A 22,116-nucleotide genomic window follows, 5' to 3' on the forward strand; every position below is an offset into this window, starting at 1 on the left:
CTCGGACCCTTCCCAGACTTCACCGCGAGACCAGGAGAACGAAGACCGATGGCCACTCTGGAAATCAAGGATCTGCACGTCTCGGTGTCCACCGACGACGAGCCCAAGGAGATTCTCAAGGGCGTCGACCTGACGGTGCGCGCGGGCGAGACCCACGCGATCATGGGTCCGAACGGCTCCGGCAAGTCCACCCTCGCCTACGCCGTCGCGGGCCACCCGAAGTACCAGGTCACCTCGGGTTCGGTGCTGCTCGACGGCGAGGAGGTGCTGGAGATGACCGTCGACGAGCGGGCACGCGCAGGCCTCTTCCTGGCCATGCAGTACCCGGTCGAGGTCCCCGGCGTGTCGATGTCGAACTTCCTCCGCTCGGCCGCCACGGCGGTCCGGGGCGAGGCCCCCAAGATCCGGCACTGGGTCAAGGAGGTCAAGCAGGCGATGACGGACCTCGACATCGAGCCGTCCTTCGCCGAGCGCAGCGTGAACGAGGGCTTCTCCGGCGGTGAGAAGAAGCGTCACGAGATCCTCCAGCTCGACCTGCTGAAGCCGAAGTTCGCGATCCTCGACGAGACCGACTCCGGCCTGGACGTCGACGCGCTGCGCGTCGTCTCCGACGGCGTCAACCGCTACACCGCGACCGGTGACCGGGGCGTTCTGCTGATCACCCACTACACCCGCATCCTCAAGCACATCGCCCCCGACCACGTGCACGTGTTCGCGGGCGGTCGCATCGTGGAGTCGGGCGGCGCCGAGCTGGCCGACCAGCTGGAGCGGGACGGCTACGTGCGGTTCACCGGCAGCAAGGAGACCGCCGCCGTCTGATGCCGCTGTCCTCGGCCTCCGCCGTCCTCGTCCGCTGCGGACGACGTCATCGCGAGCGGAGGTCGACGACCGGCTGGACGGCAGGCGAGGGAGACGGGCGAGGATCGTGACACAGAAGGAGGCGGCGGCCATGGCGACCACGGCGACACCGCTGGACATCGCGAGCATCAAGGCTGACTTCCCGATCCTCGCCAGGACGGTGCGGGACGGGAAGCCGCTGGTCTACCTCGACTCGGGCGCCACCTCGCAACGGCCCCGGCAGGTGCTCGACGCGGAACGGGCGTTCCTGGAGACCTCCAACGCGGCGGTGCACCGAGGCGCGCACCAGCTCGCGGAGGAGGCCACCGACGCCTACGAGTCGGCCAGGGCGCGCATCGCCGCGTTCGTCGGCGTCGCCGACGACGAGGTGGTGTTCACCAAGAACGCCACCGAGGGCGTCAACCTCGTCGCCTACGCGATGGGCAACGCGGCGACGGCGGGGCCTGCGGCCGAGCGGTTCCGACTCGGTCCCGGCGACGAGGTCGTGGTGACCGAGATGGAGCACCACGCCAATCTGCTGCCCTGGCAGCAGCTCTGTGCCAGGACCGGTGCGACGCTGAAGTGGTTCGGCGTCACCGACGAGGGCAGGCTCGACCTGTCCGCCGCCGACACGGTGATCACCGAGCGGACCAAGGTCGTCGCCTTCACCCACCAGTCCAACGTGCTGGGCACGGTGAACCCGGTGGCGGAGCTGGTGGCACTGGCGCGCCGGGTGGGTGCGCTCACCGTGCTGGACGCCTGTCAGTCCGTGCCGCACGCGCCGATCGACCTGCGCGCGCTGGACGTGGACTTCGCCGTGTTCAGCGGGCACAAGATGCTCGGTCCGTCCGGGGTCGGCGTCCTGTACGGCAGGCGAGCGCTGCTGGCGGTGCTGCCCCCGTTCCTGACCGGCGGCTCGATGATCGAGACCGTCCGCATGGAGGCCTCCACCTTCGCCGCGCCGCCGCAGCGGTTCGAGGCGGGCGTGCCGATGACCTCGCAGGCGGTGGCGCTGGGCGCGGCCGTGGACTATCTGCGGGTGGTCGGGATGGACCGCATCGCCGATCACGAGCGGACGCTGACCGAGGCCGCGCTGGCAGGCCTCGGCGAGGTGCCGGGCGTGCGGATCGTCGGGCCGACCGACACCGTCGACCGGGGCGGGGCGGTGTCCTTCACCATCGCCGACATCCACCCCCATGACGCCGGGCAGGTGCTGGACAGCCTCGGTGTCGCGGTGCGGGTCGGACATCACTGCGCGTGGCCGCTGCATCGCAGGCTGGCGGTTCCCGCCACCGTGCGGGCCAGCTTCTACCTGTACAACGACCTGTCCGACGTCGACGCGCTGGTAGCGGGCGTCCGAGAGGCCCGCCGGTTCTTCGGTGTCGACTCGGGCGGGTTGACGTCGCCTGCGGGGGTGGCCTGACATGCAGCTCGACCAGATGTACCAGGAGATCATCCTGGATCACTACAAGCGCCCGCACGGCCACGGCCTGCGGGAGCCGTTCGACGCCGAGTCGCACCAGGTCAACCCCATGTGCGGCGACGAGGTGACTCTGCGGGTCGCCCTGTCCGCCCACGACCCGGCCGCGACCGTCCTCGACGTCTCCTACGAGGGACAGGGCTGCTCGATCAGCCAGGCCTCGACCTCGGTGCTGACCGACCTCGTCGTCGGCCGCCCCCTGCCCGAGGTCCTGACGGTCTCCGAGGCGTTCCTGGAGTTGATGCAGGGACGTGGCAAGGTGGAACCTGACGAGGACGTCCTCGGCGACGGCATCGCCTTCGCCGGGGTGGCGAGATACCCGGCGCGGGTCAAGTGCGCGCTGCTGGGCTGGATGGCGTTCAAGGACGCGGTGAGCCGCGTCGTCGACGAGGTGAGGACAGCATGACCAGCGTGGCAGACCAGAATCCCGGCCAGGAGGCCGAGCAGGTGCAGCGCGGGGTCGAGGGACTCCCCGAGCCGCCTGCTCCCCGTGCGGACAAGCCGGAGGTCGAGGACATCGAGGAGGCCATGCGCGACGTGGTCGACCCCGAGCTCGGCATCAACGTCGTCGACCTCGGCCTGGTGTACGGCGTGACGGTCGACGAGGCCAACGTGGCGACCCTGGACATGACGTTGACCTCGGCGGCGTGCCCGTTGACCGACGTCATCGAGGACCAGACCAGGGCGGCGCTCACCGGCGGCCCCGGTGGCGGGCTCGTGGACGACATCCGCATCAACTGGGTGTGGATGCCGCCGTGGGGCCCGGAGAAGATCACCGACGAGGGCCGCGAGCAGCTGCGCGCGCTTGGCTTCACCGTCTGAGGAGAGACCCCGTCTCGGGGCAGGTGATGACTCCGGGGGAGTCGTCACCCACTGCGGCCGGACCCGATCGGGTCCGGCCGCAGTATTGTCCTGGGGCCCGGACCCGGCCGTTCGTCTCTCGTGATTTCTCAGCGACGTCTGTCGAAGACGCCGGCCTTGACCGCAGCGAAGAAGTCAGCGGACTGGACGGACGTCAAGGACAGTGTTCCGGTGTCTGGCGACTTGCTGTCGCGGATCGCGTGGGTGGTCCCTAAGCAGGCCAACTCGACGCAGGTGCCGTTGTTCGCGCTCCGGCTGGACGTCCGCCAGCCACCACTCGCTTGAGCTGACGTGTGCATGGCTCTCCTCCGCTTGAGTCCCTAGGCCTCGGTCATCGACTTGATCAGCGTCGACGACTGGGTGGGGCCGAGCGCGACACGCTGCAAGTTCTCTGCCACCAGGCTATAGGAGCGCACCTGGTCGGGATCTTGAACGTAGACGGAACCGTCATGCAGCTCCGCGTAGGCGATAGACCGCGCCTCGTCGAAGTCCAAGACCACGAACTGGCCGGTCATCGCGGTGTGCAGCCCGTCTTCTGGCCGGAGGACCTGGATGGTCACGTTGGGCAGCTCCGCCATCCGTACGAGATGACTCAGCTGATCACGACGCACCTCGGCAGTGCCCACTCGCAGGCGCAGAGCAGCTTCCCCGATCACAGCGTGCAGATGGAGTGGATGGTCGCCTTCGCTGAGGCGGCGCGCCCGCGCCATACGGAAGCCCACGAATCGTTCGCCGTGGTCGGCACGCACCCGGGGAGTGCCCGCCGTGACGATCTCCGCATACGCCTCGGTCTGCAAGAGACCAGGAATGATCAACGGTTCGAAGACGAACTCCCGCGCGGCCAGTCCTTCCAAGCCGACAAAGGTCTTCAGCCAGTCGGGCACGAGGTTCGCCCATGCCGCCCACCACGTCGCATCGTCAGCCCGGCCCGCCAAAGAGGTCAGTCGGTCGATGTCACGCTGCTCGGCACCGTAAAGCTTCAGCACGGCCGCGATGTCGTCAGGGGATTGTTGTTGATGTCCGGTCTCTAGATGCCCGACCTTCGCACGTGACATCTGTAGTCGAGCGCTGACCTCGCTCAACGCCAGCCGGTGTGCATTCCGAAAACGCGCAAGCTCGACACCGATCAACCACCGCAGCGGTGATGGATCACCACGACCGACCACTTCAGTACCTCTCTGCCCGCGAACGGGCTTCATCGTGCCGTGAGGCTGGCAGGCCCACACACCCATCCTGGGGATTTCGGACCGTTAGACGTCTAACCATACTGCTAACTACCGCTCGCGTTCCTTGGGTGGGCATCCCGTAGGACGTCGGCAAGATCAAAAAGGAGAGCATGAATGACGACTCCCGCCACTGCACCGCGCCGAGACGATCAGTCTTCCCCCGGCACCCCGTCACCCCTGTGCGACGAGGAGACCTTCGCCGAGATCCTCGCTGAGATCGTCGCCGACGAGGCTCCGCGATTGTTCGCCGTCGTCGAGGAGTACGGCGAGCGTGCCGATGCGCGGATCGCCGCCTGGGGTTTCGCCTTTCCCGACCATGCCGAACTCGTCTCCGCCGACCGGACGTGTCGCATGATCCTCGCCAGGCCGGAGAACGCGCTGCTCGGCTTCCGGAGCGCAGAGGATCACATCGACGCGCGCATCGTCTGGCACGACCCTGCCAGGGCCACGGCTCTGGACGAGGGTGACGAGTCCGACGAGAACGATGAACACGACGAACCTGGTGCCGCCTGACTTACCGGCGGCATCCGACCGAGACAGATCGAGCGAAGGCCCGCTCGGCCTCTCCACCACACCGAGCGGGCTGCGCCTCCGCACTGTGCGCCGATCTCTGCGGTGGCGACCGTGTTGCCCTGCCTGCCCTCGGCGGTCGCCCGGCAGGTTGCGACGCCGGCGGAGCGGACCGCGCTCGTTCCTCAGCCGATCGCGCGCCTGCGGGACGGGGTCTGGGCCCGTGGTGTGCCCTGCGGGGCGACCGGCGGCGCCGTGCCGCGCAGCTCGTCGACCTGGTCGGAGGTCGACCGGCCCACCACCCAGCTGGTCCCGAGCAGCCGCTTCGCTCGCGCCTTCAGCGGCGACAGGCGTCGGGAGGCGTCGTAGTGATCGACCACCGTCCCCGGCGCGCACACCAGCGAGGCCAGCGACACCGTGACCACCACGTCCTCGGCCTGCCGCCGGGCGTCCAGCACCTCCGCGCCCAGCGGCATGAGCTGGTCGAGTTCGCAGACCACCAGGAAGTCGTCGCCGCCGACGTGGCCGACGATCACTCCGGGCATCGACGCGGCGAGGTCGGTCAGGTGCCTGCCCAGCGAGCGGATCAGCTCGTCGCCCGCCGCGAAGCCGACCGTGTCGTTCACTGCCTTGAAGCCGTCGATGTCCAGCCAGCTCACGGTGAACGCGTCGCCGTCCAGGAGTCGCTGATCGATCTCCACGGCGACCGTGTCGGTGCCGGGCAGCCGGGTCAGCGGGTTCAGCGTGGCGGCCTGCTCCACCTTCAGCTCGGCGACGCCCCGGAAGAGGTCACCGGCCCGGACGACGCCGAGGCAGCGGCCGGCCTCGTCGACCACCACGAGGTCGACGTACATCTGGTCCGGCCCGGAGTCGGCGACCAGGTCCAGCGCCTCCACCACGGTGTTGTGCGTGCCCACCAGCTTCGGCTCCTCCGCGAGCCGCAACGCCTCCCGTCGCGCGTGCAGCGCGTGCCCGTACGGACCGGTGACGGCCAGCAGGAAGCGGTTGCGGTCGACCAGTCGGTGGGGTCGGCCCGTCCCGTCGAGCAGCACGACGCTGGTGCTGTCGGGATGGTCGGCGAAGACGACGCGCACCTCCTCGGCGGTCGCGGTGGTGGGCAGCGGCACCGCGGGCTGGAGGAAGTCGGTGATCCGGGGTCCGGCCGAGCGGGCCGCGATCCGGGGCGCCTGGACCTGGGTGAGCTCCGACAGCACCGAGGTCACCGCCAGCTGCGACATCGGTCTGCGGGAGGCCGGGGCGATCAGGTCGCCTTGGACGAGGGCGATGCCGCCCGAGCGCAGCCGGGTGAGCTGGTCCTCGTTCTCGACGCCCTGGGCGACCAGCTGCAGGCCTGCTCGCTCGGCGAAGGACGCCATCGACTCCAGGAACGCGGCTCGCTGCGGCACGGCCCCGAGATCGGCGGTCAGCGTCGGATCGAGCTTGAGCATGTCGATCGCACCGGCGGTGACGAGCTGGAGCGACGCATCACCTTGGCCGAGTCCGTCGAGCGCCAGTCGGTAGCCGCGATCCCGGAGCCTGCCCAACCCCTGTAAGAGGGCTTCCGGGTCCAGCCGGTAGAACGGCGCGCCGATCTCCAGGGTGACCTGGTGCGTCGGCCTGCCCGCCTCGGCCAGCGTCGCGTCCAGCTGGTCGAACCGCTCCTGGTCGTAGGCGACGGTCCCGGCGAGCACATTGAGGTGCAGCGGCAGTCGGGTACCGCCTGCCGCTGCCGCCGAGGCGGCGCCCACCGCCAACTCGACGTCGAGTTCGGTGAGCCTGCGGGCCGCGACGGCCTGACGGAACAGTTCGCGCATCTCGCCCCCGTGTGGCCGGGGCAGGGCTTCAAGCGCGACGATTCCGCCGGTGGCGAGATTGACCAGCGGCTGAAAGGCGAAGCGCACGTTCTGCGGCGGCGCAGTCACCTGGCCATGCTCCTCCCTGTGCGGAACCCAGGACGAGATGTTCTCTCGTTCCCGGGCTGTATGTTCGATCACACTGCGTGGCGCTGCGCGCCCAGGCTGCGGCGGGGCGTCATCGCCGATCGTCCGCCGCTGATCAACCGCCACCGCGTCGGCGCTGGTACCAACGACAGCAGTGCGATCATCGCCCGCGAGGTGGCCACCGTGTCCTCCCGATCGGAGAGGTACGCGGCGCGCAGCTCCGAGGGCAGCCGGAAGAACGCGGTGAAGAACGCGGCGCACTCGTCCTGGTCGAGAGTGAGCAGCGCCTTCAGACCATAGCGCCGCAGGGCGTGCACCAGACTCGCCTGAACGGGCCACGAGGCCCGATGCGCGGCTTTCACCGCCGCCGCAGGTCCGTGCGTGCGGTGCGTTGCCAGCGCGGCAGCCGTCGCCGGGGCCAGCCGCAGTGCGGCGGCCAGGCCGTAGCCGGTCGCGGGATGTCCGAGCCCCGCCGCCGCGCCGAAGCTCAGGACGCGGCGGGGCCTGCGGGGGCTGCGATCGAGGTCGATCCAGACCCGTTCCTGCCGGTGTGCCCTTCCGACGTCCACGCCGTGTCCGGCCAGGCGGGTGGCCAGCCGCGTGCGGAGTTCGCCGATCGACGCGGCGGGCCTGCCTGCCAGACAGGTCTCCTCGATCAGCACCTCGTCGGCGCCCAGCGGCACGGCGTAACAGAAGCTCGGCGGCGATCCTGCCGTCTCGGCCGGGCTCGGCGCGCGCCAGTCCATGAACATCGCCTCGCCCGGCCCGAGGTAGCCGCGGGTGGCGGCGGCGGGCAAGACGAGCCCGAAGGCCGTCTGCGCCGAGGTCGGGCCGCCTGCCCTGGCGCGGGTGCCCGTCGCGTCGACGAGGAGACCTGCCTCGATGCTCGTCCCGTCGGACAGGCCGATGGTCGATCCGTGGGGGTGGTGCTCGACCCCGCGCACCCGCCCGCGCCGCAGCGTGATCTCGGGTCGAGCCAGCTCCGCACGCAGCGCGAGGTTGTCCAGTACGCAGTACTCGCGGTCGTCGAGTCGGCGGCGGGCGTCGGTGACGACCACGGCGGTGCTCGCCCGCGCCGCCACGAGGTGATCGGGCAGGCCGGGCAGCTCGTCGCGCCACAGGCCGTAGCTGGCCCGCCACGGCCGATCGCCGGCCGGGTCGGCGACCGTCACCGAGAGCCCGGCGTCCACGCAGGCGCAGGCCAGCGCCAGTCCCGCCGGACCGGCTCCCGCGATGAGGACATCGACCACGTTCCCATGCCTACCAGGGATCTCTGTCACACGACGAACGGACCCGGCCTCCTGCCTTGTCGCCGTCGCAGTCCCGCCGCGGGTCTCCGCCGCCGTCCCGGCCGCCCGCCGCCTTCTCGGTCGTCGTCGGCGGTGGTCGGCCGGAATCGGTCGAACCCGCAGTCGGCGGCGCGGTAGGGCCTGGACACGCCCTGCGGCGCAGGCAAGTCTTCTGACCAGAGACCGCGTCGGCCGCGCAGCAGGCGACGCGGCGCAGCTCGGCGCGGCCAGGAGGACTCATGAGACAGCAGCCGTCGGCGTCCGCCCGCCCAAGTCGCAGCGGATTCTCCGGCGTCACGAGGGCCGACCACTGGGAGCGGGGCCTGATCAGCGGAAACGGTGTGCAGGGCGCTGCGATGTTCGGCTCGGCGCACGAGCATCGCCTCACCGTCACGCACGAGCGGCTGTTCCGACCCGTCCATCCGCCGAGGGACCCCCCGGACACCGCCGCCGTGCTGCCCGAACTGCGGGCACTGATCCTGGACGGCAGGCCGCAGCAGGCCGCCGAGCGGGTGGAGCGGATCGCCCGCGAGGAGGGCTACCGTGCGCTGCACTTCACCGACCCGCTCGTCCCCGGCGTCACCCTGTCGATCGACACCCCGCCTGCCGACACCCGCGCCGACGGCGTGCGGGCGGCGGCGGACGACGGACCTCGGCACGACGTCGACTTCGGTTCCGGACTGACCAGCACCCGCTGGGCGGGCCGCGACCGCTCGGCCTTCGTCTCCCGAGACGCCGACGTCGTGGTGTTCCGGCTGCGCGCGGTCGACGGTGCTCGGCTGACCGGAGCGGTGGCGCTGACCGTGCCCGCAGGAGACGGGGTGCCGCCCTCGCGGGTGCGTCGGTCGGCGCGCCCGGCTCCTGAACGCCCGATGGCCGCCGGGGCAGGCGGCGAGCAGACCGCCCCGGGCGGCGCCGCCGTCGAGCTGACCTACGCGATGACCTTCCTGGACTCTTTTCCTGGCGGAGTACGAGGCGTCCGCGCCGAGGCCAGAGTGATCCGGACCGGCGGCACCGCAGAGATCGACGGCGAGACCCTGCGCTTCGTCGACGCGACCGAGCTGCTCGTACTGCTGCGTCTGACGGTCGACCACGAGGGGGAGCCCGCCGTCCCGGTCGCGCCCGCCGCGCCGCCGCTGGCTGACCTACCCGCCGACGCCGAGGCGCTGCTGGCCGCGCACGCCCGTAGACACGCCGCCCTGTTCGACACGGTCCGGCTGGAACTGGGCGATCCGCTCACCGCACCTCGGACCGTCGAGGAACTGTTGGCCGAGCGGGGCTCCACGGCCCTGATTCAGCTGGCCTTCGACGCGGGGCGGCACAACATCATCTCCAGCACCGGCCTGCTGCCGCCGACGCTGCAGGGCGTGTGGCAGGGCGACTGGGAGCCTGCGTGGTCGAGTGACTGGACCTTGGACGGCAACGTGCAGAGCGCGCTGGCCTGCCTGCTCGTCACCGGGAACGCCGAGCTGCTGTTGCCGTTCTTCGACCTGCTGGAGGCGCACCTGGCCGATTTCCGGCACAACGCCCGCCGCCTGTACGGCGCGGCAGGCATCCTGCTGCCGCCGAGGACGAGCCCGACGCACGGCCTGCACAACCACTTCTCCGCCGAGTTCTGCCTGACCTTCTGGACGGCGGGCGCCGCCTGGGCCGCCCGTTACTACCACGACTACTGGCTCTACACCGGCGACCGGGAGTTCCTGATCACCAGGGCGCTGCCCTTCATGACCGAGGCGGCCGACTTCTACGCCGAGCTGCTGCACGGCGCGAGCGGCGACCGACCCGACGGCGAGCAGGCCGGGGCCGCCCCGCTGAGCTTCGTGCCCTCCTACTCCCCGGAGAACCACCCGGCCAACACCGGCTCGCAGGCCTGTGTCGACGCGACCATGGACGTCGCCGCCGTCGCCTGCCTGTTGCGGAACCTCATCTCGGCGGCCGAGCACGCCCCGGCGGCGGTGCCGCCGGACCGGGTGCGGCGGTGGAGTGCTCTGCTGGCCCGGCTGCCCGCTTATCGGATCGCCGACGACGGCTCGCTCGCGGAGTGGATCGCGCCGGGGCAGGACGAGAACCACGCGCATCGACACGCCTCGCAGCTCTATCCACTGTGGTTCGAGTCGGACCCCGCGTTCGTCGACCCGGCGTTGCGGACTGCGGCCCGGGTGACGATCGAACGCAGGCTGGCCTGGCGTACCGGGGAGGCGGGCGACGCGGGGGACATGGCCTTCGGCCTGGTGCAGCTCGGCCTGGCCGCCGCGCAGCTCGGGCTGGCCGAGCACGCCCACGACATCGTCACCCGGCTCACCGGCGACTACTGGTGGCCCAACCTCGCCTCCACCCACGACGTCGACCGACTGTTCAATGTGGACGTCAGCGGCGGACTGCCGGCCGTCGTCGCGGCGATGCTGGTGCGGTCCTCGCCGGGACTGCTGTCGCTGCTGCCCGCGCTGCCGGCCGCCTGGCCCACCGGCACCGTCCGAGGGCTGCGGGGGCGGGGCGGAACCACGGTCGAGCGGCTGCACTGGGCGCCCGGCCGAGTCGAGGCCAGGGTGTCCGGCCCGCCCGAGGCGTCCCTGCGGCTCGTGCTGCCCCGCATCGGCAGGCTGAGCGTCGCAGGCGGCCGCATCGAACCGACCGACGATCCCTGCGCGCACCTGGTGACGACGACGGCCGAGACGATGTCGATCACGCTGACCGAGGCGGGGCCACTCTCACACTCGACCGAGCACGAAGCCCGATGAATGAGAGAAGGAATCGAGAGATGGACGTCGAACTCGTCGAACAGGCCGCGCTGCGCCCGGCCGACGACCTGTCGGACGCGGCTGCGGCCCGAGGACGCGATCGGGAGCGGGCGCGGCAGGGGACCCTGCTCGGCTTGACGGAGCTGCCGGAGATCCCCCGGCACGATCGCACTGTGCCGGGCGGGGCGGGCGCGCCCGAGGTGCCGGTACGGATCTACGTCCCGGACTCGGTGGGCGCCGACGCCCCGGTGCTGCTGTGGATTCACGGCGGGGCGTTCATGCTCGGCGACCTCGACGGCAGCGACAGCTGGTGCACGCGCCTGGCGGCCGCCGGGGAGTGCGTCGTCGTGTCGGTCGACTACCGGCTGGCGCCCGAACATCCCTATCCGGCGGGACTCCAGGACTGCCTCGCCGTGCTCGACTGGGTCGTGGCGGCGGCGCCGGAGCACGGCTGGGACCCGACACGCATCGCGGTGGGCGGCAGCAGCGCGGGTGCGGGGCTGGCCGCCGGGGTGGCCCTGTGGGCTCGGGACCACGACGGGCCTGCCCTGGTCTTCCAACTCCTGATCCAGCCCGTGCTCGACGATCGCCGTCGCACGCCCTCCAGCACCGGGCTCGCAGGCGTCCCCGTCTTCGACTCGCCCGCGCTCGAGCAGATGTGGCGGCACTACCTCTCGGGGTGGAGCGGCGACGTTCCCCCGTACGCCGCGCCTGCGCGCGCCGAGGACCTCCGCGGACTGCCTGCGGCGTATCTCACCGCCGCCGACGCCGATCCGCTGCGCGACGAGGCCGTCGAGTACGCCGGACGGCTGACCGAGGCCGGGGTTCCCACCGAGTTCCACCTGTTCCCCGGCACCTTCCACGGCTTCGACGTGTGCGTGCCCGATGCCGGGGTGTCTCGCCGCGCGCTGCGCGAGTACGGCGAGACGCTCCACCAGGCTCTCCACCCGCTGACGCGGGCCTGACCGGCGACGCGGCCGTCCTGCGCCGGAGTGTGGTTCAGCTGACGGCGAAGATCGATGGATCTTCGCCGTCACGAACGTCATCCTGTGGTCATGGGGCTGTCAGGCATGCTGCGTTGGGGCGGACGCGATCGGAAACGGGCGGAGCCCGGCTTAGGTTCCACTGTGCAGGCAGCATCGGGTGCCGACAGTTCTGAGCCGCTCACCGCGCCCGTCGAGGAGGCGTCGGCGAGGCGATCGGGTCATCGCTCCACCGTCGGGCACCGGACGGCGGCGGGCGGGCGGACCTCGGCAGGCGCCAGGACCGCCACGGGGACCAGGACGCCGCCGGGCGCCAAGACCGTGTCGAACAGCCTGCTGCTCCCCGAGCCCGCCGCTCCGCGGGCGGACCGCGACGAGACGACGGCCGGACAGTCGGCGGACGTCGACCCCGCCGCGACCATGACGACCGATGCCGAGAACGACGCCCGCGTCGCCGAGGCCCTGCGGAGGGCCGCCGCCGGGTCTGCGAGCGGCGGCCCGAGTGCACCGGAGGTGACGTCGGGGTCGCGGGCCGGCCTCGTCGCTTCCCAGCCGACGACCGCCACCGCAGCCGGGGCGAGCCCCGAGATCAAACACGGCACAGGGACCGATGTCGAGGTCGTCGGCGAATCGAGTTCCGGGTCAGCGACGGAGACCGCGCCCGACAGCGATGCCGGGGCCGCCGAGAACTCCACCGCCGACCCCGAGGCGCGGCCTGCCGCCACCGAGCTCGGCGGCGGCGCAGACCACCCGCCGGGCCCGCTGGACGTCCACGCCCGCGACGTCGCACCCGAGGCGAGGGTCGCCATGGTGACCGGTGCCTCGCGGGGCCTCGGCGCGGCGATCGCCGAGGCGCTGGCCCGTCGAGGCCTGGCCGTGGCGATCAACTTCGTTCGCGACGAGGCGGGTGCTCAGGAGGTCCGGCGTCGGATTGGCGCCGCAGGCGGGACGGCGGAGATCTTCCGTGCCGACGTCACCGACGAGACCCAGGTCGCCGATCTGTGCCGTGCAGTGCGGAAGAGGTTGGGTGCGGTGGACGTGCTGGTCCTCAACGCCACCGGTGCACAGCCCGCCGTCAAGGTCGAGGACCTGACCTGGCGGGACATGCTCGACCAGCTGGAGTTCTTCGCCAAGAGCCCGCTGCTGCTGGTCAAGGAGGTCATTCCCGAAATGCGGAAGCGCGGCCACGGTCGCATCGTCAACATCGGGTCGGAGGTGGTCGAGCTCGGCGTGCCCGAGTCCTCCGCCTATGTCGCGGCGAAGGCCGCCCAGCTGGGTCTGACCCGCTCCTGGGCGCGCGAGCTCGCGCCCCACGGCATCACCGTCAACCTGGTCGCCCCCGGCTGGATTCCGACCGAGCGGCACGGCACCGTGACCGAGGAGTCGGGCCGTGCCTACCTTGAGCGGGTCCCGGTGGGGCGGTTCGGCCTGGTCGAGGAGGTCGGCGCCGCCGTCGCCCATCTCGCCTCGGTGGAGGCGGGCTTCATCACCGGTCAGCGCATCGCGGTCAACGGCGGGAACACTCTGGCCTGACGCTCGGCATCGCGGTGACACGGCAGCGCGCCCGTGACCTCGGGGCGGAACTCGGGCGGCGGGCTCGGCCGCCGACTCGCGGGCGAACGCGAGCTCGCACCGGAGTCCGCGCACCGCCGGCTCGCGATGCCGTCGTTCCCCGGCGTCGCCGCTCGGGGATACGGTCGTCGGGTGACCGAGGAGACGACACCAGAGATGCTGCGCGCGTCGCGGCGGTCCGGCGCGGTGCGGACGCCGTCGGATCTGTCCGCCCTGCCCTTCCGCGTCGACCGAGACCGCGTCGCCGCGTCGCCGTTCTTCTCCCGGCTCGGCGGAGTCACCCAGGTGGTCAGCCCGACCGGCTCCGGTCTGCTGCTGCACAACAGGCTCACCCACAGCCTGAAGGTCGCCCAGATCGCCAGAGGCATCGCGGAACGCCTCCGCACCGACCCCGCCGCGGCGAGGCTCGTCGAGAAGCTGGGCGGCCTGGACGTCGACGTCGTCGAGGCGGCCTCGCTGGCTCACGACCTCGGCCACCCGCCGTTCGGGCACCTCGGCGAGCAGGTCCTGGACCGGCTGGCCCGCAATCGCTTCGGCCTCGCCGACGGCTTCGAGGGCAATGCGCAGTCGTTCCGGATCATCACCACCACCGATCCGGGCGGACCGCCGGTCGCTGCGGTCTCCGCCACCGGCCTCGACCTGACTGCTGCGGTCCGCGCCTCGGTGCTGAAGTACCCCTGGACCAGACTCTCCCGGCCCCGTCCGCATCCCAGGTCGATGACGGTGCCGCCGCGTGGCGCCACGGAGCCTGCGGACTTCCCCGGCACCGGATCGGCCAAGTTCTCCGTCTACGTCACCGAACTCGACGACCTCGCACAGGCCCGCGCTCCCTTCCTCGGCCGTATCCCGGACTGGCAGCAGACGGTGGAGGCGGCCGTGATGGACACCGCTGATGACATCGCCTACGCGATCCACGACCTCGACGATTTTCATCGGGTCGGCGTCCTACAGCACGCCACGGTGTGGGCCGAGCTGCACGGCTGGCGCAGCCGGTCGATCGCCCTCGGCGCGCTGTCCGACGCCGACCTCGCCGCGCGGGCCCGCCAACCGGGTCACGCGCTGGAGGGCCTACGGCGCAGACTGCACCTGAAGGACTCCTGGATCGTCGACGACGACGCCTTCGACGCGGCGGTGAGCCGGGTGGAGCGGGAGGTCGTCGACAGCCTCCTCGCCGTGCCCTTCGACGGCTCGAACGAGGCGGAGCAGACCGTCGCGCGGTTCTCGACGAGCTGGACGAGCAGGCTGGTCGCGGGCGTCCGCGTGGTCGCGGAGCCGACGACGCGCTCCGCGCACATCGTCCTGGCGCCGCAGCAGTGGCACGACGTCCAGGTGCTCAAGTTCATCCACCGACACTTCGTGCTGCTGCGGCCCGACCTGGCACTCCATCAGCGCGGCCAGGCCCGGCTGCTCACCACGCTCGTCGAGGCCCTGGAGCAGTGGCTGACCGACCGGATGGAGGCGGCGCGGCTGCCGCGCAGGCTGCATGACCTCGTGGAGCTGGCCGATCAGGAGTATCAGGCGCTGGCGTCGACCGAGCCGACCCTGCTGGCCGGGCCGACCGGCGAGGTGCCTGCGGGCCGCGACGCCGTGCACGCGCTCGCGAGAGGCCGCGCCGTCGTCGACTTCGTCGCCTCGCTCAGTGATCGACAGGCAGTGGCGTTGATGGACGCGTTGTCCGGCCGCTCCGGCCAGACCTGGGCTGATGCGTTCGTCCTCTGAGACTTCCGATCGGCTCCGGTGGGTGCGGGCTGTGGCGCAGCGGCATGACATCCGCCCGACTCCGTCCCGGTCGCCTGCGGTGTGGTGACCGGCCGCGTCGTCTCACCCGGCGGCCGGGTGCAGCCCGGCGCAGGTCCGACCGACGGCGCACCCGGGAGTGCCCCCGATCGAGGTCAGATCACCGCAGCCGGACAGCGCAGCGACTCGACACGGGCGTCGACGTGACGGAGGAGTGCGCCCCGCGTGTCGTCGTCGCTCAACGCCTGCGAGGCTCGGCGAAGCCCTGCCCTGCCCTGCCGGTGCCCGGTTCTGTCCCGTCATGGCCGTGCGGCGCGGGCGACGACCACGATGTCGGTGCTCGTGTCGGTGAGCGCACCCCGCGACCAGTCCCCATGAAGGGCCTCCACCTCGAGACCCGCCGCACCAAGGAAGCCCTCCAATCCTGCAACGTCCAGGAAGCGAAGGGACGTCCGATCGACGCGCAGCGGCTCGCCGTCGCGGGTCGCGGTGGTCTCGGTGAACGTGACCACGTCGGCGAGGACGGACTCGACGTGGTGCGTCACGCGCAGCTCGCGCCCCGCGTCGTCGACGAGGTCGGTGGCGTTCTCGGGATTCCAGCGTTCCCACGCCCGTGCCGACGGATTGCGGGTGCCGAAGACGAATTGACCTCCGTCGACCAGCGCGGCTCGGATCGCCCGCAGGGATGCACGCAGCTCGGCGTCGGTGACCAGGACCTGGAACGCGTTGCTCGCCATGAGCGCCAGATCGAACTCCCGGCGCCACGCGATGTCCTCGGCTCGGCCCGTCACCCACTCGACGTCGCCGCGTCGGCGGGCCCTCGCCAACGCCGAGGCATCCGGGTCCAGCCCGCAGAGCCGTCCGGAATGCCCGGACTCGCGGGCCCGGTGCAGCAGCATGCCGGTGCCACAGCCGACGTCCAGCACGGTGGGAGCGGCCATCACGAATCCCAGGTAGAAGTCGTCGCTCGGCCCCCAGGGATTGAGGCGGTCGTAGAGTGCGGCGGCCTCGACGTCGGAGTACATCGCGGCACTGTCTCGTCTCGCCGAGCCGGTCGGCAAGCGGATCTCCCGATCCGCCGGGGCCTGCCCTCGCCAGCAGGCGGGCGACCCGGCTCCGGAGCAGCGTCGACCGAGGTGATGTCACGAACAGTCGTGATCAGTCTCGGCACTAGTCTCTCTGAGATGACCGGCGGCCGATTTCCCGGCAGCGTGCACGCCTCGGCGGGCTCCGCTGCGCGACCGGATGCCCTCGGACAGGTGGCCGAGGCGGTGCTGGGGTCCGAACAACACCGGACCGCCGAACTGCTCGACGTGCTCGACGGGCGGCTGACTGAGCGCCTCGACGTGGTGCGGGTCGGCGACGACGTCCTCCCGCAGCTCGCCCACGAGGGCAGTGTGAGCGGCGCCCTCGCCGCCGCGCGGCGGGCGTTGCGACCCGGGGGACTGGTGGTGGCGGCGGTCCCCGAGCTCAGCGGACTCCGCAGCCTTCGCCCGACGGCGCCGCCGCCGAAGGTCACCGGGGTGGGCGAGACGAGACAGATCATCGTGCAGCTCTGGGACTGGGCCGAGGACGGCACCGGCTACGGCCTGGAAGTGATGCGGCTGCACCGCATCCAGGGCCGCTGGGAGGTCGCCCACAGCACGTCCACCCGGCACCGTGTGCTCAGCCGAGACCAGATCGCCCAGGCCTTCGAGATCGCGGGCTTCGTCGGGGTACAGCGGCTCTCACCTGCGGAGAGCGGCCACCCGCTGCCGGTGTGGGTCGCGGTGGCGCCGCGATGAGCCGGGTGCGCAGCGTCGCGGGCGGCGGCCGGGCGGTGGAGGTCGAGCCCGCGCGACTCGCAGGCTGGTTCGAGCGGTTCGCCGGACGTCACGGCGGTCTCGCCGCGACGGAGACCACCGCGGGGGAGGTCCGGGTCATCGCGTCCGACGGGGCCCGCGCCTCCGTGGTCGTCCCCTTCGGTGGCCTGACCGACGGGCGCAGCGCCGGTCTCGGCGCGGGCGAGGGCGGATCGCCGGACCGGGCGGTCGAGGTGCTCGTCGAGCACGTGCTGCGGTCGCGACGGATCGGTCTGGTGCTGGTCCGCCTCGGCGGCTACAGCGTGGGCGTGGCGGTGGACGGCCGGGTGACGGTCTCCCGCACGGGCAGGCGGCAGGTCCACGGCCGGAACAAGGCGGGCGGCTGGTCTCAGCAGCGGTTCGCCCGCCGCCGAGCGGGTCAGGCCAGGGTGTCGCTGTCGGCGGCGGGCGAGGCGACGTTCGAGGTGCTGCTGCCCGAGGCGCCGACGCTGGACGCCGTGGTGCTGGGCGGCGACCGGACCGCGCTGGACGAGGTGCGGGCCGATCCTCGGCTGGCCCCGCTGTTCGCCATCGCCGAGCCCAGGGTGCTGGACGTGGTCGAGCCGCGCCGGGTCGTGCTGGACGAGGCCGCGCGACGGGCGCTCGCCGTGGAGGTCGTGGTCGTCGAACGCTCGGACCGAACCTCGGACGGAGCTTGACGGGGGCTCCCGCCGTGAGAGCCGTCGTGGTCCGGTCACCGGCCGCGACCCGCCGGGCGAACGACTCGAGGGTCCACGTCGCAGGGCGGTGCCGGGCAGCGCCGATCGGCGGCGGTCCCGGTGCCGACCGGTCGAGTGGAGCAGACCGCCGTCTCGGACGAGCCCCGTCGCACAGGTCCTGCCTGCCACGGTCGCCGGTGGCCTCAGCGAGGAGGACCTCGCCGTCTACCGACGGCCGTATCCGACCTGGGCCGATCGGCTGCCTCTCCTACAATGGCCCACGGCGATGCGCTCGGCGGGGAACCCGCCGACGTGGTGGCCAGGGTCACCAGGTACGGCGAGTGGCTCGCCGACAGCGCCGACGTCCCCAAGCTGCTCCGCACCTTCGAGCCGGGGCCGGGGACGATGACGGGGCCTGCGCTCCTCGAGTGGTGTGCGGCCACGATCACGGGCCTGGAGATCGTCGGGCACCCGCTCGTCGCCGGTCATCACACCCCGGAGGACCAGCCCGATGCGATCGCGGCCTCCCTCGCGGCCTGGCTGGACCGACACGGCCTGCGGCGAGATCGACGTCGACGGCGTCGGTGGATGTCCGGCTCGACCGGCGAGCACCGACGCGGTGACGGAGCCTGCCTGCCCTCGGCGCGATCGATGCGCCTGCCTCGGTGCGACGCAGGGCGTGACGGCACCTGCGACCGCCTGCTGTGGCCCCCGGTGGCCCGGGTGGTCTCCGGGGCGGATGAGTCGACGCGGGGAGGCCGTTCTGACCGACGGATGGCGGGTGTTCGGGGCGTCGGCGTCGATGCAGGCCACGTCGACCACCGTCGCCTCTGACGCGACGTCTCCCTCGGCAGCGCTTCGGCGCCACGGCGGCGTCTGCTCACCTGCGGGCTCGGTGCCGCCCGCTCGCCTGCGCACTCGGCGCCGGGAAACCCCGTTGATCCGACCCGTACACTGGGATGCGTGGTCCGCATCGATTGACCTATGGGCAGGCTCGTCGCGTTCTCGACGAGCGGCTCTCTCATGCCCGTGACCACACGTCTCTTTCTCGGAGTTCTCTCTTGATCACTGCGACCGATCTCGAACTGCGCGCGGGTTCGCGCATCCTGCTCGCGGACGCCAACCTGCGAGTGCAGGGCGGCGACCGCATCGGCCTCGTCGGCCGCAACGGCGCAGGGAAGACCACCACGCTGAAGGTGCTGGCAGGCGAGGGGGCGCCCTACGGGGGCGAGGCCCGTCGGACCGGCGAGCTGGGCTACCTGCCGCAGGACCCCAGGGAGGGAGACCTCTCGGTGGCCGCGAAGGACCGTGTCCTCTCCGCCAGGGGCCTCGACGAGCTGCTGCGCGAGATGGAGAAGGCGCAGAACGCGATGGCGGAGCTGGTCGACGAGCGCAAGCGCGATGAGGCGATCCGGCGGTACGGGCGGCTGGAGGACCGGTTCTCCTCCCTCGGCGGCTACGCGGCCGAGAGCGAGGCGGCGCGGATCTGCTCCAACCTCGGCCTCGCCGACCGCATCCTGACCCAGCCGCTGAGCACCCTCTCCGGTGGTCAACGGCGTCGAGTGGAGCTCGCGCGTATCCTGTTCGCCGCCTCGGAGTCCGGCCCCGGCGGCCGGTCCGAGACGACGCTGCTGCTGGACGAGCCCACCAACCACCTGGACGCGGACTCCATCGTCTGGCTTCGCGACTTCCTGCGCTCGCACACCGGCGGCCTGATCGTGATCAGCCACGACGTGGAGCTGCTGGCGGCCGTCGTCAACAAGGTGTGGTTCCTCGACGCGACCCGCAGCGAGGTCGACATCTACAACATGGAGTGGAAGCGCTACCTGGAGGCACGGGCGACCGACGAGAAGCGTCGCCGCCGCGAGCGGGCCAACGCCGAGAAGAAGGCCTCGGCCCTGATGGCGCAGGCGGACAAGATGCGCGCCAAGGCCACCAAGGCCGTCGCGGCGCAGAACATGGCCAAGCGAGCCGACAAGCTGCTGGCCGGCCTCGACGAGCAGCGCGTCTCCGACAAGGTCGCCAGGATCGTCTTCCCGGCCCCCGCGCCCTGCGGCCGGACGCCGCTGACGGCCGAGGGCCTGTCGAAGTCCTACGGCTCGCTGGAGATCTTCACGGGCGTCGACCTGGCCGTCGACCGAGGCTCCCGCGTGGTGGTGCTGGGGCTCAACGGTGCGGGCAAGACGACCCTGCTGCGGATGATCGGCGGGCGGGAGACGCCCGACGCTGGCTCGGTGATCCCCGGCCACGGCCTGCGCATCGGCTACTACGCCCAGGAACACGAGACGCTGGACCACTCGGCGAGCGTCTGGGAGAACATCCAGCACGCCGCCCCCGACGCACCCGCTCAACAGCTCAGGACCCTGCTCGGGGCCTTCCTGTTCACCGGGGAGCAGCTCGACCAGCCTGCGGGCACGCTGTCCGGCGGTGAGAAGACCCGGCTGGCGCTCGCGGGCCTGGTGTCCAGCGCGGCCAACGTCCTGCTCCTCGACGAGCCGACCAACAACCTCGACCCGGCGAGCCGGGAACAGGTGCTCGAGGCGCTCCGGACGTACAAGGGTGCGGTGATCCTTGTGACACACGACCCGGGTGCAGTGCAAGCCCTCGAACCCGAACGGGTGATTCTTCTGCCGGACGGCACCGAGGATCACTGGTCTGAGGATTATCTGGAGCTGGTACAGCTCGCCTGATCGACGCGCGGTGACTTCGTGATACCCCCTGGTCAGCGATGATGACGGACAGTACGGCGATGAACACTTTGCGATGTTTTCCCATGATCGCCTGGCATTAATGCTGTTCGTGTTCGATCATTGCCCCGACGGGGGCCGCAAGGGGCCCGACCTGCTCGGACGGAAGGCGGGACAAGGTGGCTGACCTGAAGAAGGGCGCCCGCATCACCGGCGCCGCACGGGACAAGCTTGCGACGGATCTGAAGAAGAAGTACGAGAAGGGCGCGAGCATTCGTGCCCTGGCCGAGTCAACCGGTCGCTCGTACGGCTTCGTTCATCGGGTCCTCAGCGAATCCGGCGTGCAGCTGCGGGGGCGTGGGGGCGCTACCCGAACGAAGAAGAAGTGATCACGAGACCGGGGTTCGGACGGCATTGCCCGGCCGAGTCCCCGGTTCCCCCCACTGAGATCGGGAGCCGAGAGATCGGAGTCCTCGAGATCGGTGTCAGAGAGAACAGGACGTGCGACATCGCGTCCGGAAGGCAGCCGTCGCGCCCGCAGCGCGGCGGATCGAGGGAGGCCGTCGGGTGACAGACGAACCGGTGGACGTCGACACGCTGCGTCGTGCGGGCGTCCGACTGGCCGTCGACGGTCCTCGGGCCACGATCACGCTGGATCGACCCGAGGTACGGGGCGCGCAGACGCCTCGAACCTGGGAGGCCTTACATCGGATCGGGCAGACACTGCCCGACTCCGTGCGCGTGGTGGTGATCGCGGGAACGGGGCGGTCCTTCTCCTCGGGGCTGGACCGCGGGCTGTTCACCGTGGACGGTGTCGACGGGATGCCGGGACTGCCGTCACTGGCGGCACTCCCGCCCGACGAGGCCGATGCCAGGATCGCGGAGTTCCAGGCCGGGTTCGCGTGGCTGGCCCGGCCGGAACGGTTGACTATCGCGGCGGTGCACGGTCACGCGATCGGTGCGGGACTGCAACTCGCCTTGGCCTGCGATCTGCGGATCGTGACCGAGGACGTGCAGTTCGCGATGGTCGAGACCAGGCTCGGGCTGGTGCCCGACCTGGGTGGTACATCCTGGCTCGTGCGGTTGGTGGGCTATGCGCGAGCCGTGGAGCTGTGCGTGACCGGCCGATTCGTCGGCGCCGATGAGGCGCTCCGGATCGGCCTGGCCAACGAGGTCGTGACCTCGACCGAACTTCCTGCGGCGGTGGACCGGCTCGTCGAGTCGGTGCTCGCCGCCCCACGGGAGTCGGTGTCGGAGACGGTGCGACTGCTCTCCGACGCGGCCGACGGCGCCCCGCAGGCAGTGCAGGCTGCGGCGGAGCGAGCGGCGCAGCTGCGATTAGTCACGCGGCTGGTCCGAGGATCGGGCGACTAGGCACGACGAGGGAAAGACACCCGGCTGGTCCGGGTCTCGTGGGTGACGGACGACATCGGAGGGCGGGGGTGCCCGCCTCTTCGGTCTCTCGTCGTGCCTGCCGTCGCCCTGTCGATCGAGGACGGCGTCGCAGGCAGGCTGCGCATCGGGTGGGTCCCGCGCGCGGTCCTGTGTGGCGGGCCCGTGCGGACGTAGGAATGCCGATGTGGTGCCTCGCCGTCCCGTCCTGGGACGGACCTCGAGGTTCCGCGTGCGCTCGCGGTCGGACGGCGGTGCGCGTTCGTCGGGCTGGACGTCTCGCGGGTCGGCTCGAGGCGGCATCGAGTGCGCGTCGTCTCCTCGGCACCGTGCCTCGCGAGGGCGGCCGTGGCCCGAAGGTCTG

At 71.5% G+C, this 22,116-nt stretch carries 20 protein-coding genes; 15 read left to right on the top strand and 5 right to left on the bottom strand.

All coding sequences use genetic code 11. The features are described from left to right. The first annotated feature begins 48 nt into the window (after positions 1–48). The 4 genes from sufC to UA74_RS12640 all read left to right on the top strand — a co-directional run bounded on the left by sufC (position 49) and on the right by UA74_RS12640 (position 3,139). Positions 49–819, top strand: a complete 771-nt coding sequence (gene sufC, locus UA74_RS12625) for a Fe-S cluster assembly ATPase SufC (RefSeq protein WP_075740417.1) — start codon at positions 49–51, stop codon at positions 817–819. 130 nt (positions 820–949) lie between these two features. Then, the gene (locus UA74_RS12630; protein WP_075740418.1) at positions 950–2,260 is read left to right on the top strand and encodes a cysteine desulfurase; all 1,311 of its coding nucleotides are present in this window, start codon (positions 950–952) and stop codon (positions 2,258–2,260) included. 1 nt (position 2,261) lies between these two features. Next, positions 2,262–2,723: a Fe-S cluster assembly sulfur transfer protein SufU gene (gene sufU, locus UA74_RS12635; RefSeq protein ID WP_075740419.1), complete on the top strand. Its 462-nt coding sequence runs from the start codon at positions 2,262–2,264 to the stop codon at positions 2,721–2,723. Continuing rightward, positions 2,720–3,139, top strand: a complete 420-nt coding sequence (locus UA74_RS12640) for a metal-sulfur cluster assembly factor (protein WP_083683160.1) — start codon at positions 2,720–2,722, stop codon at positions 3,137–3,139. Before sufU ends, UA74_RS12640 begins: the two co-directional genes overlap by 4 nt. A gap of 128 nt (positions 3,140–3,267) precedes the next feature. Here the strand turns inward: UA74_RS12640 and UA74_RS33510 are convergent, their stop codons facing one another. Continuing rightward, a complete protein-coding gene (locus UA74_RS33510; RefSeq protein ID WP_232237837.1) occupies positions 3,268–3,402 on the bottom strand; it encodes a DUF397 domain-containing protein in 135 nt (44 codons plus the stop codon). 96 nt (positions 3,403–3,498) lie between these two features. Then, on the bottom strand, positions 3,499–4,377 hold the full coding sequence (locus UA74_RS12650; RefSeq protein WP_075743737.1) for a helix-turn-helix domain-containing protein: 879 nt from the start codon (positions 4,375–4,377) through the stop codon (positions 3,499–3,501). Positions 4,378–4,518: 141 nt separating this feature from the next. On the opposite strand from UA74_RS12650, the gene UA74_RS12655 reads away from it, so the two are divergent. Then, entirely contained in the window at positions 4,519–4,917 is a 399-nt protein-coding gene (locus tag UA74_RS12655; RefSeq protein WP_232237731.1) for a hypothetical protein, read from the top strand. A 182-nt stretch (positions 4,918–5,099) separates the two neighbouring features. On the opposite strand, the gene UA74_RS12660 is transcribed toward UA74_RS12655, so the two are convergent. Both UA74_RS12660 and UA74_RS12665 read right to left on the bottom strand, forming a co-directional pair. Then, positions 5,100–6,836 carry a GGDEF domain-containing protein gene (locus tag UA74_RS12660; protein WP_075740421.1) on the bottom strand — a complete coding sequence of 579 codons (1,737 nt, stop codon included), beginning with the start codon at positions 6,834–6,836 and terminating at the stop codon, positions 5,100–5,102. 68 nt (positions 6,837–6,904) lie between these two features. Then, positions 6,905–8,134 (bottom strand): lycopene cyclase family protein, encoded by a 1,230-nt coding sequence (locus tag UA74_RS12665; protein ID WP_232237732.1) that lies wholly within the window; start codon positions 8,132–8,134, stop codon positions 6,905–6,907. 248 nt (positions 8,135–8,382) lie between these two features. Between UA74_RS12665 and UA74_RS12670 the strand changes: the two genes are divergently transcribed. From UA74_RS12670 to UA74_RS12685, 4 genes are all read left to right on the top strand, one after another. Continuing rightward, complete coding sequence (locus tag UA74_RS12670) at positions 8,383–10,881, top strand: glycosyl hydrolase family 95 catalytic domain-containing protein (protein WP_075764408.1); 2,499 nt, start codon at positions 8,383–8,385, stop codon at positions 10,879–10,881. A gap of 20 nt (positions 10,882–10,901) precedes the next feature. Further along, the gene (locus UA74_RS12675; RefSeq protein ID WP_198043003.1) at positions 10,902–11,846 is read left to right on the top strand and encodes an alpha/beta hydrolase; all 945 of its coding nucleotides are present in this window, start codon (positions 10,902–10,904) and stop codon (positions 11,844–11,846) included. A 90-nt stretch (positions 11,847–11,936) separates the two neighbouring features. Continuing rightward, the gene (locus UA74_RS33515) at positions 11,937–13,397 is read left to right on the top strand and encodes an SDR family oxidoreductase (protein WP_232237734.1); all 1,461 of its coding nucleotides are present in this window, start codon (positions 11,937–11,939) and stop codon (positions 13,395–13,397) included. A 195-nt stretch (positions 13,398–13,592) separates the two neighbouring features. Continuing rightward, entirely contained in the window at positions 13,593–15,155 is a 1,563-nt protein-coding gene (locus UA74_RS12685) for a deoxyguanosinetriphosphate triphosphohydrolase family protein (RefSeq protein ID WP_075743742.1), read from the top strand. Positions 15,156–15,472: 317 nt separating this feature from the next. Here the strand turns inward: UA74_RS12685 and UA74_RS12690 are convergent, their stop codons facing one another. Beyond that, entirely contained in the window at positions 15,473–16,198 is a 726-nt protein-coding gene (locus tag UA74_RS12690) for a class I SAM-dependent methyltransferase (RefSeq protein ID WP_075740423.1), read from the bottom strand. Positions 16,199–16,357: 159 nt separating this feature from the next. Between UA74_RS12690 and UA74_RS12695 the strand changes: the two genes are divergently transcribed. The 6 genes from UA74_RS12695 to UA74_RS12720 all read left to right on the top strand — a co-directional run bounded on the left by UA74_RS12695 (position 16,358) and on the right by UA74_RS12720 (position 21,734). Then, positions 16,358–16,957 carry a hypothetical protein gene (locus tag UA74_RS12695; protein WP_075740424.1) on the top strand — a complete coding sequence of 200 codons (600 nt, stop codon included), beginning with the start codon at positions 16,358–16,360 and terminating at the stop codon, positions 16,955–16,957. Beyond that, positions 16,954–17,673, top strand: a complete 720-nt coding sequence (locus tag UA74_RS12700; protein ID WP_075743743.1) for an acVLRF1 family peptidyl-tRNA hydrolase — start codon at positions 16,954–16,956, stop codon at positions 17,671–17,673. Before UA74_RS12695 ends, UA74_RS12700 begins: the two co-directional genes overlap by 4 nt. Before the next feature lie 273 nt (positions 17,674–17,946). Then, the gene (locus UA74_RS12705; RefSeq protein WP_075740425.1) at positions 17,947–18,507 is read left to right on the top strand and encodes a hypothetical protein; all 561 of its coding nucleotides are present in this window, start codon (positions 17,947–17,949) and stop codon (positions 18,505–18,507) included. Between the two features lie 227 nt (positions 18,508–18,734). After that, positions 18,735–20,363, top strand: a complete 1,629-nt coding sequence (locus UA74_RS12710; protein ID WP_075740426.1) for an ABC-F family ATP-binding cassette domain-containing protein — start codon at positions 18,735–18,737, stop codon at positions 20,361–20,363. Between the two features lie 176 nt (positions 20,364–20,539). Further along, complete coding sequence (locus UA74_RS12715; RefSeq protein ID WP_075740427.1) at positions 20,540–20,749, top strand: helix-turn-helix domain-containing protein; 210 nt, start codon at positions 20,540–20,542, stop codon at positions 20,747–20,749. Between the two features lie 178 nt (positions 20,750–20,927). Further along, a complete protein-coding gene (locus UA74_RS12720) occupies positions 20,928–21,734 on the top strand; it encodes an enoyl-CoA hydratase/isomerase family protein (RefSeq protein WP_075743744.1) in 807 nt (268 codons plus the stop codon). The last annotated feature ends 382 nt before the right edge of the window (positions 21,735–22,116 follow it).

Origin of the sequence: Actinoalloteichus fjordicus (genome assembly GCF_001941625.1) — a bacterium.
In the GTDB taxonomy this organism is placed as follows: Bacteria; Actinomycetota; Actinomycetes; order Mycobacteriales; family Pseudonocardiaceae; genus Actinoalloteichus_A; species Actinoalloteichus_A fjordicus.

Excerpts from the sequence above, each read along its gene's own strand:
- sufC (WP_075740417.1), top strand. The coding sequence starts at position 49 with ATGGCCACTCTGGAAATCAAGGATCTGCACGTCTCGGTGTCCACCGAC.
- UA74_RS12630 (WP_075740418.1), top strand. The coding sequence starts at position 950 with ATGGCGACCACGGCGACACCGCTGGACATCGCGAGCATCAAGGCTGAC.
- sufU (WP_075740419.1), top strand. The coding sequence starts at position 2,262 with ATGCAGCTCGACCAGATGTACCAGGAGATCATCCTGGATCACTACAAG.
- UA74_RS12640 (WP_083683160.1), top strand. The coding sequence starts at position 2,720 with ATGACCAGCGTGGCAGACCAGAATCCCGGCCAGGAGGCCGAGCAGGTG.
- UA74_RS12650 (WP_075743737.1), bottom strand. The coding sequence starts at position 4,377 with ATGAAGCCCGTTCGCGGGCAGAGAGGTACTGAAGTGGTCGGTCGTGGT.
- UA74_RS12655 (WP_232237731.1), top strand. The coding sequence starts at position 4,519 with ATGACGACTCCCGCCACTGCACCGCGCCGAGACGATCAGTCTTCCCCC.
- UA74_RS12670 (WP_075764408.1), top strand. The coding sequence starts at position 8,383 with ATGAGACAGCAGCCGTCGGCGTCCGCCCGCCCAAGTCGCAGCGGATTC.
- UA74_RS12675 (WP_198043003.1), top strand. The coding sequence starts at position 10,902 with ATGGACGTCGAACTCGTCGAACAGGCCGCGCTGCGCCCGGCCGACGAC.
- UA74_RS33515 (WP_232237734.1), top strand. The coding sequence starts at position 11,937 with ATGGGGCTGTCAGGCATGCTGCGTTGGGGCGGACGCGATCGGAAACGG.
- UA74_RS12685 (WP_075743742.1), top strand. The coding sequence starts at position 13,593 with ATGCTGCGCGCGTCGCGGCGGTCCGGCGCGGTGCGGACGCCGTCGGAT.
- UA74_RS12690 (WP_075740423.1), bottom strand. The coding sequence starts at position 16,198 with ATGTACTCCGACGTCGAGGCCGCCGCACTCTACGACCGCCTCAATCCC.
- UA74_RS12695 (WP_075740424.1), top strand. The coding sequence starts at position 16,358 with ATGACCGGCGGCCGATTTCCCGGCAGCGTGCACGCCTCGGCGGGCTCC.
- UA74_RS12700 (WP_075743743.1), top strand. The coding sequence starts at position 16,954 with ATGAGCCGGGTGCGCAGCGTCGCGGGCGGCGGCCGGGCGGTGGAGGTC.
- UA74_RS12705 (WP_075740425.1), top strand. The coding sequence starts at position 17,947 with ATGGCCCACGGCGATGCGCTCGGCGGGGAACCCGCCGACGTGGTGGCC.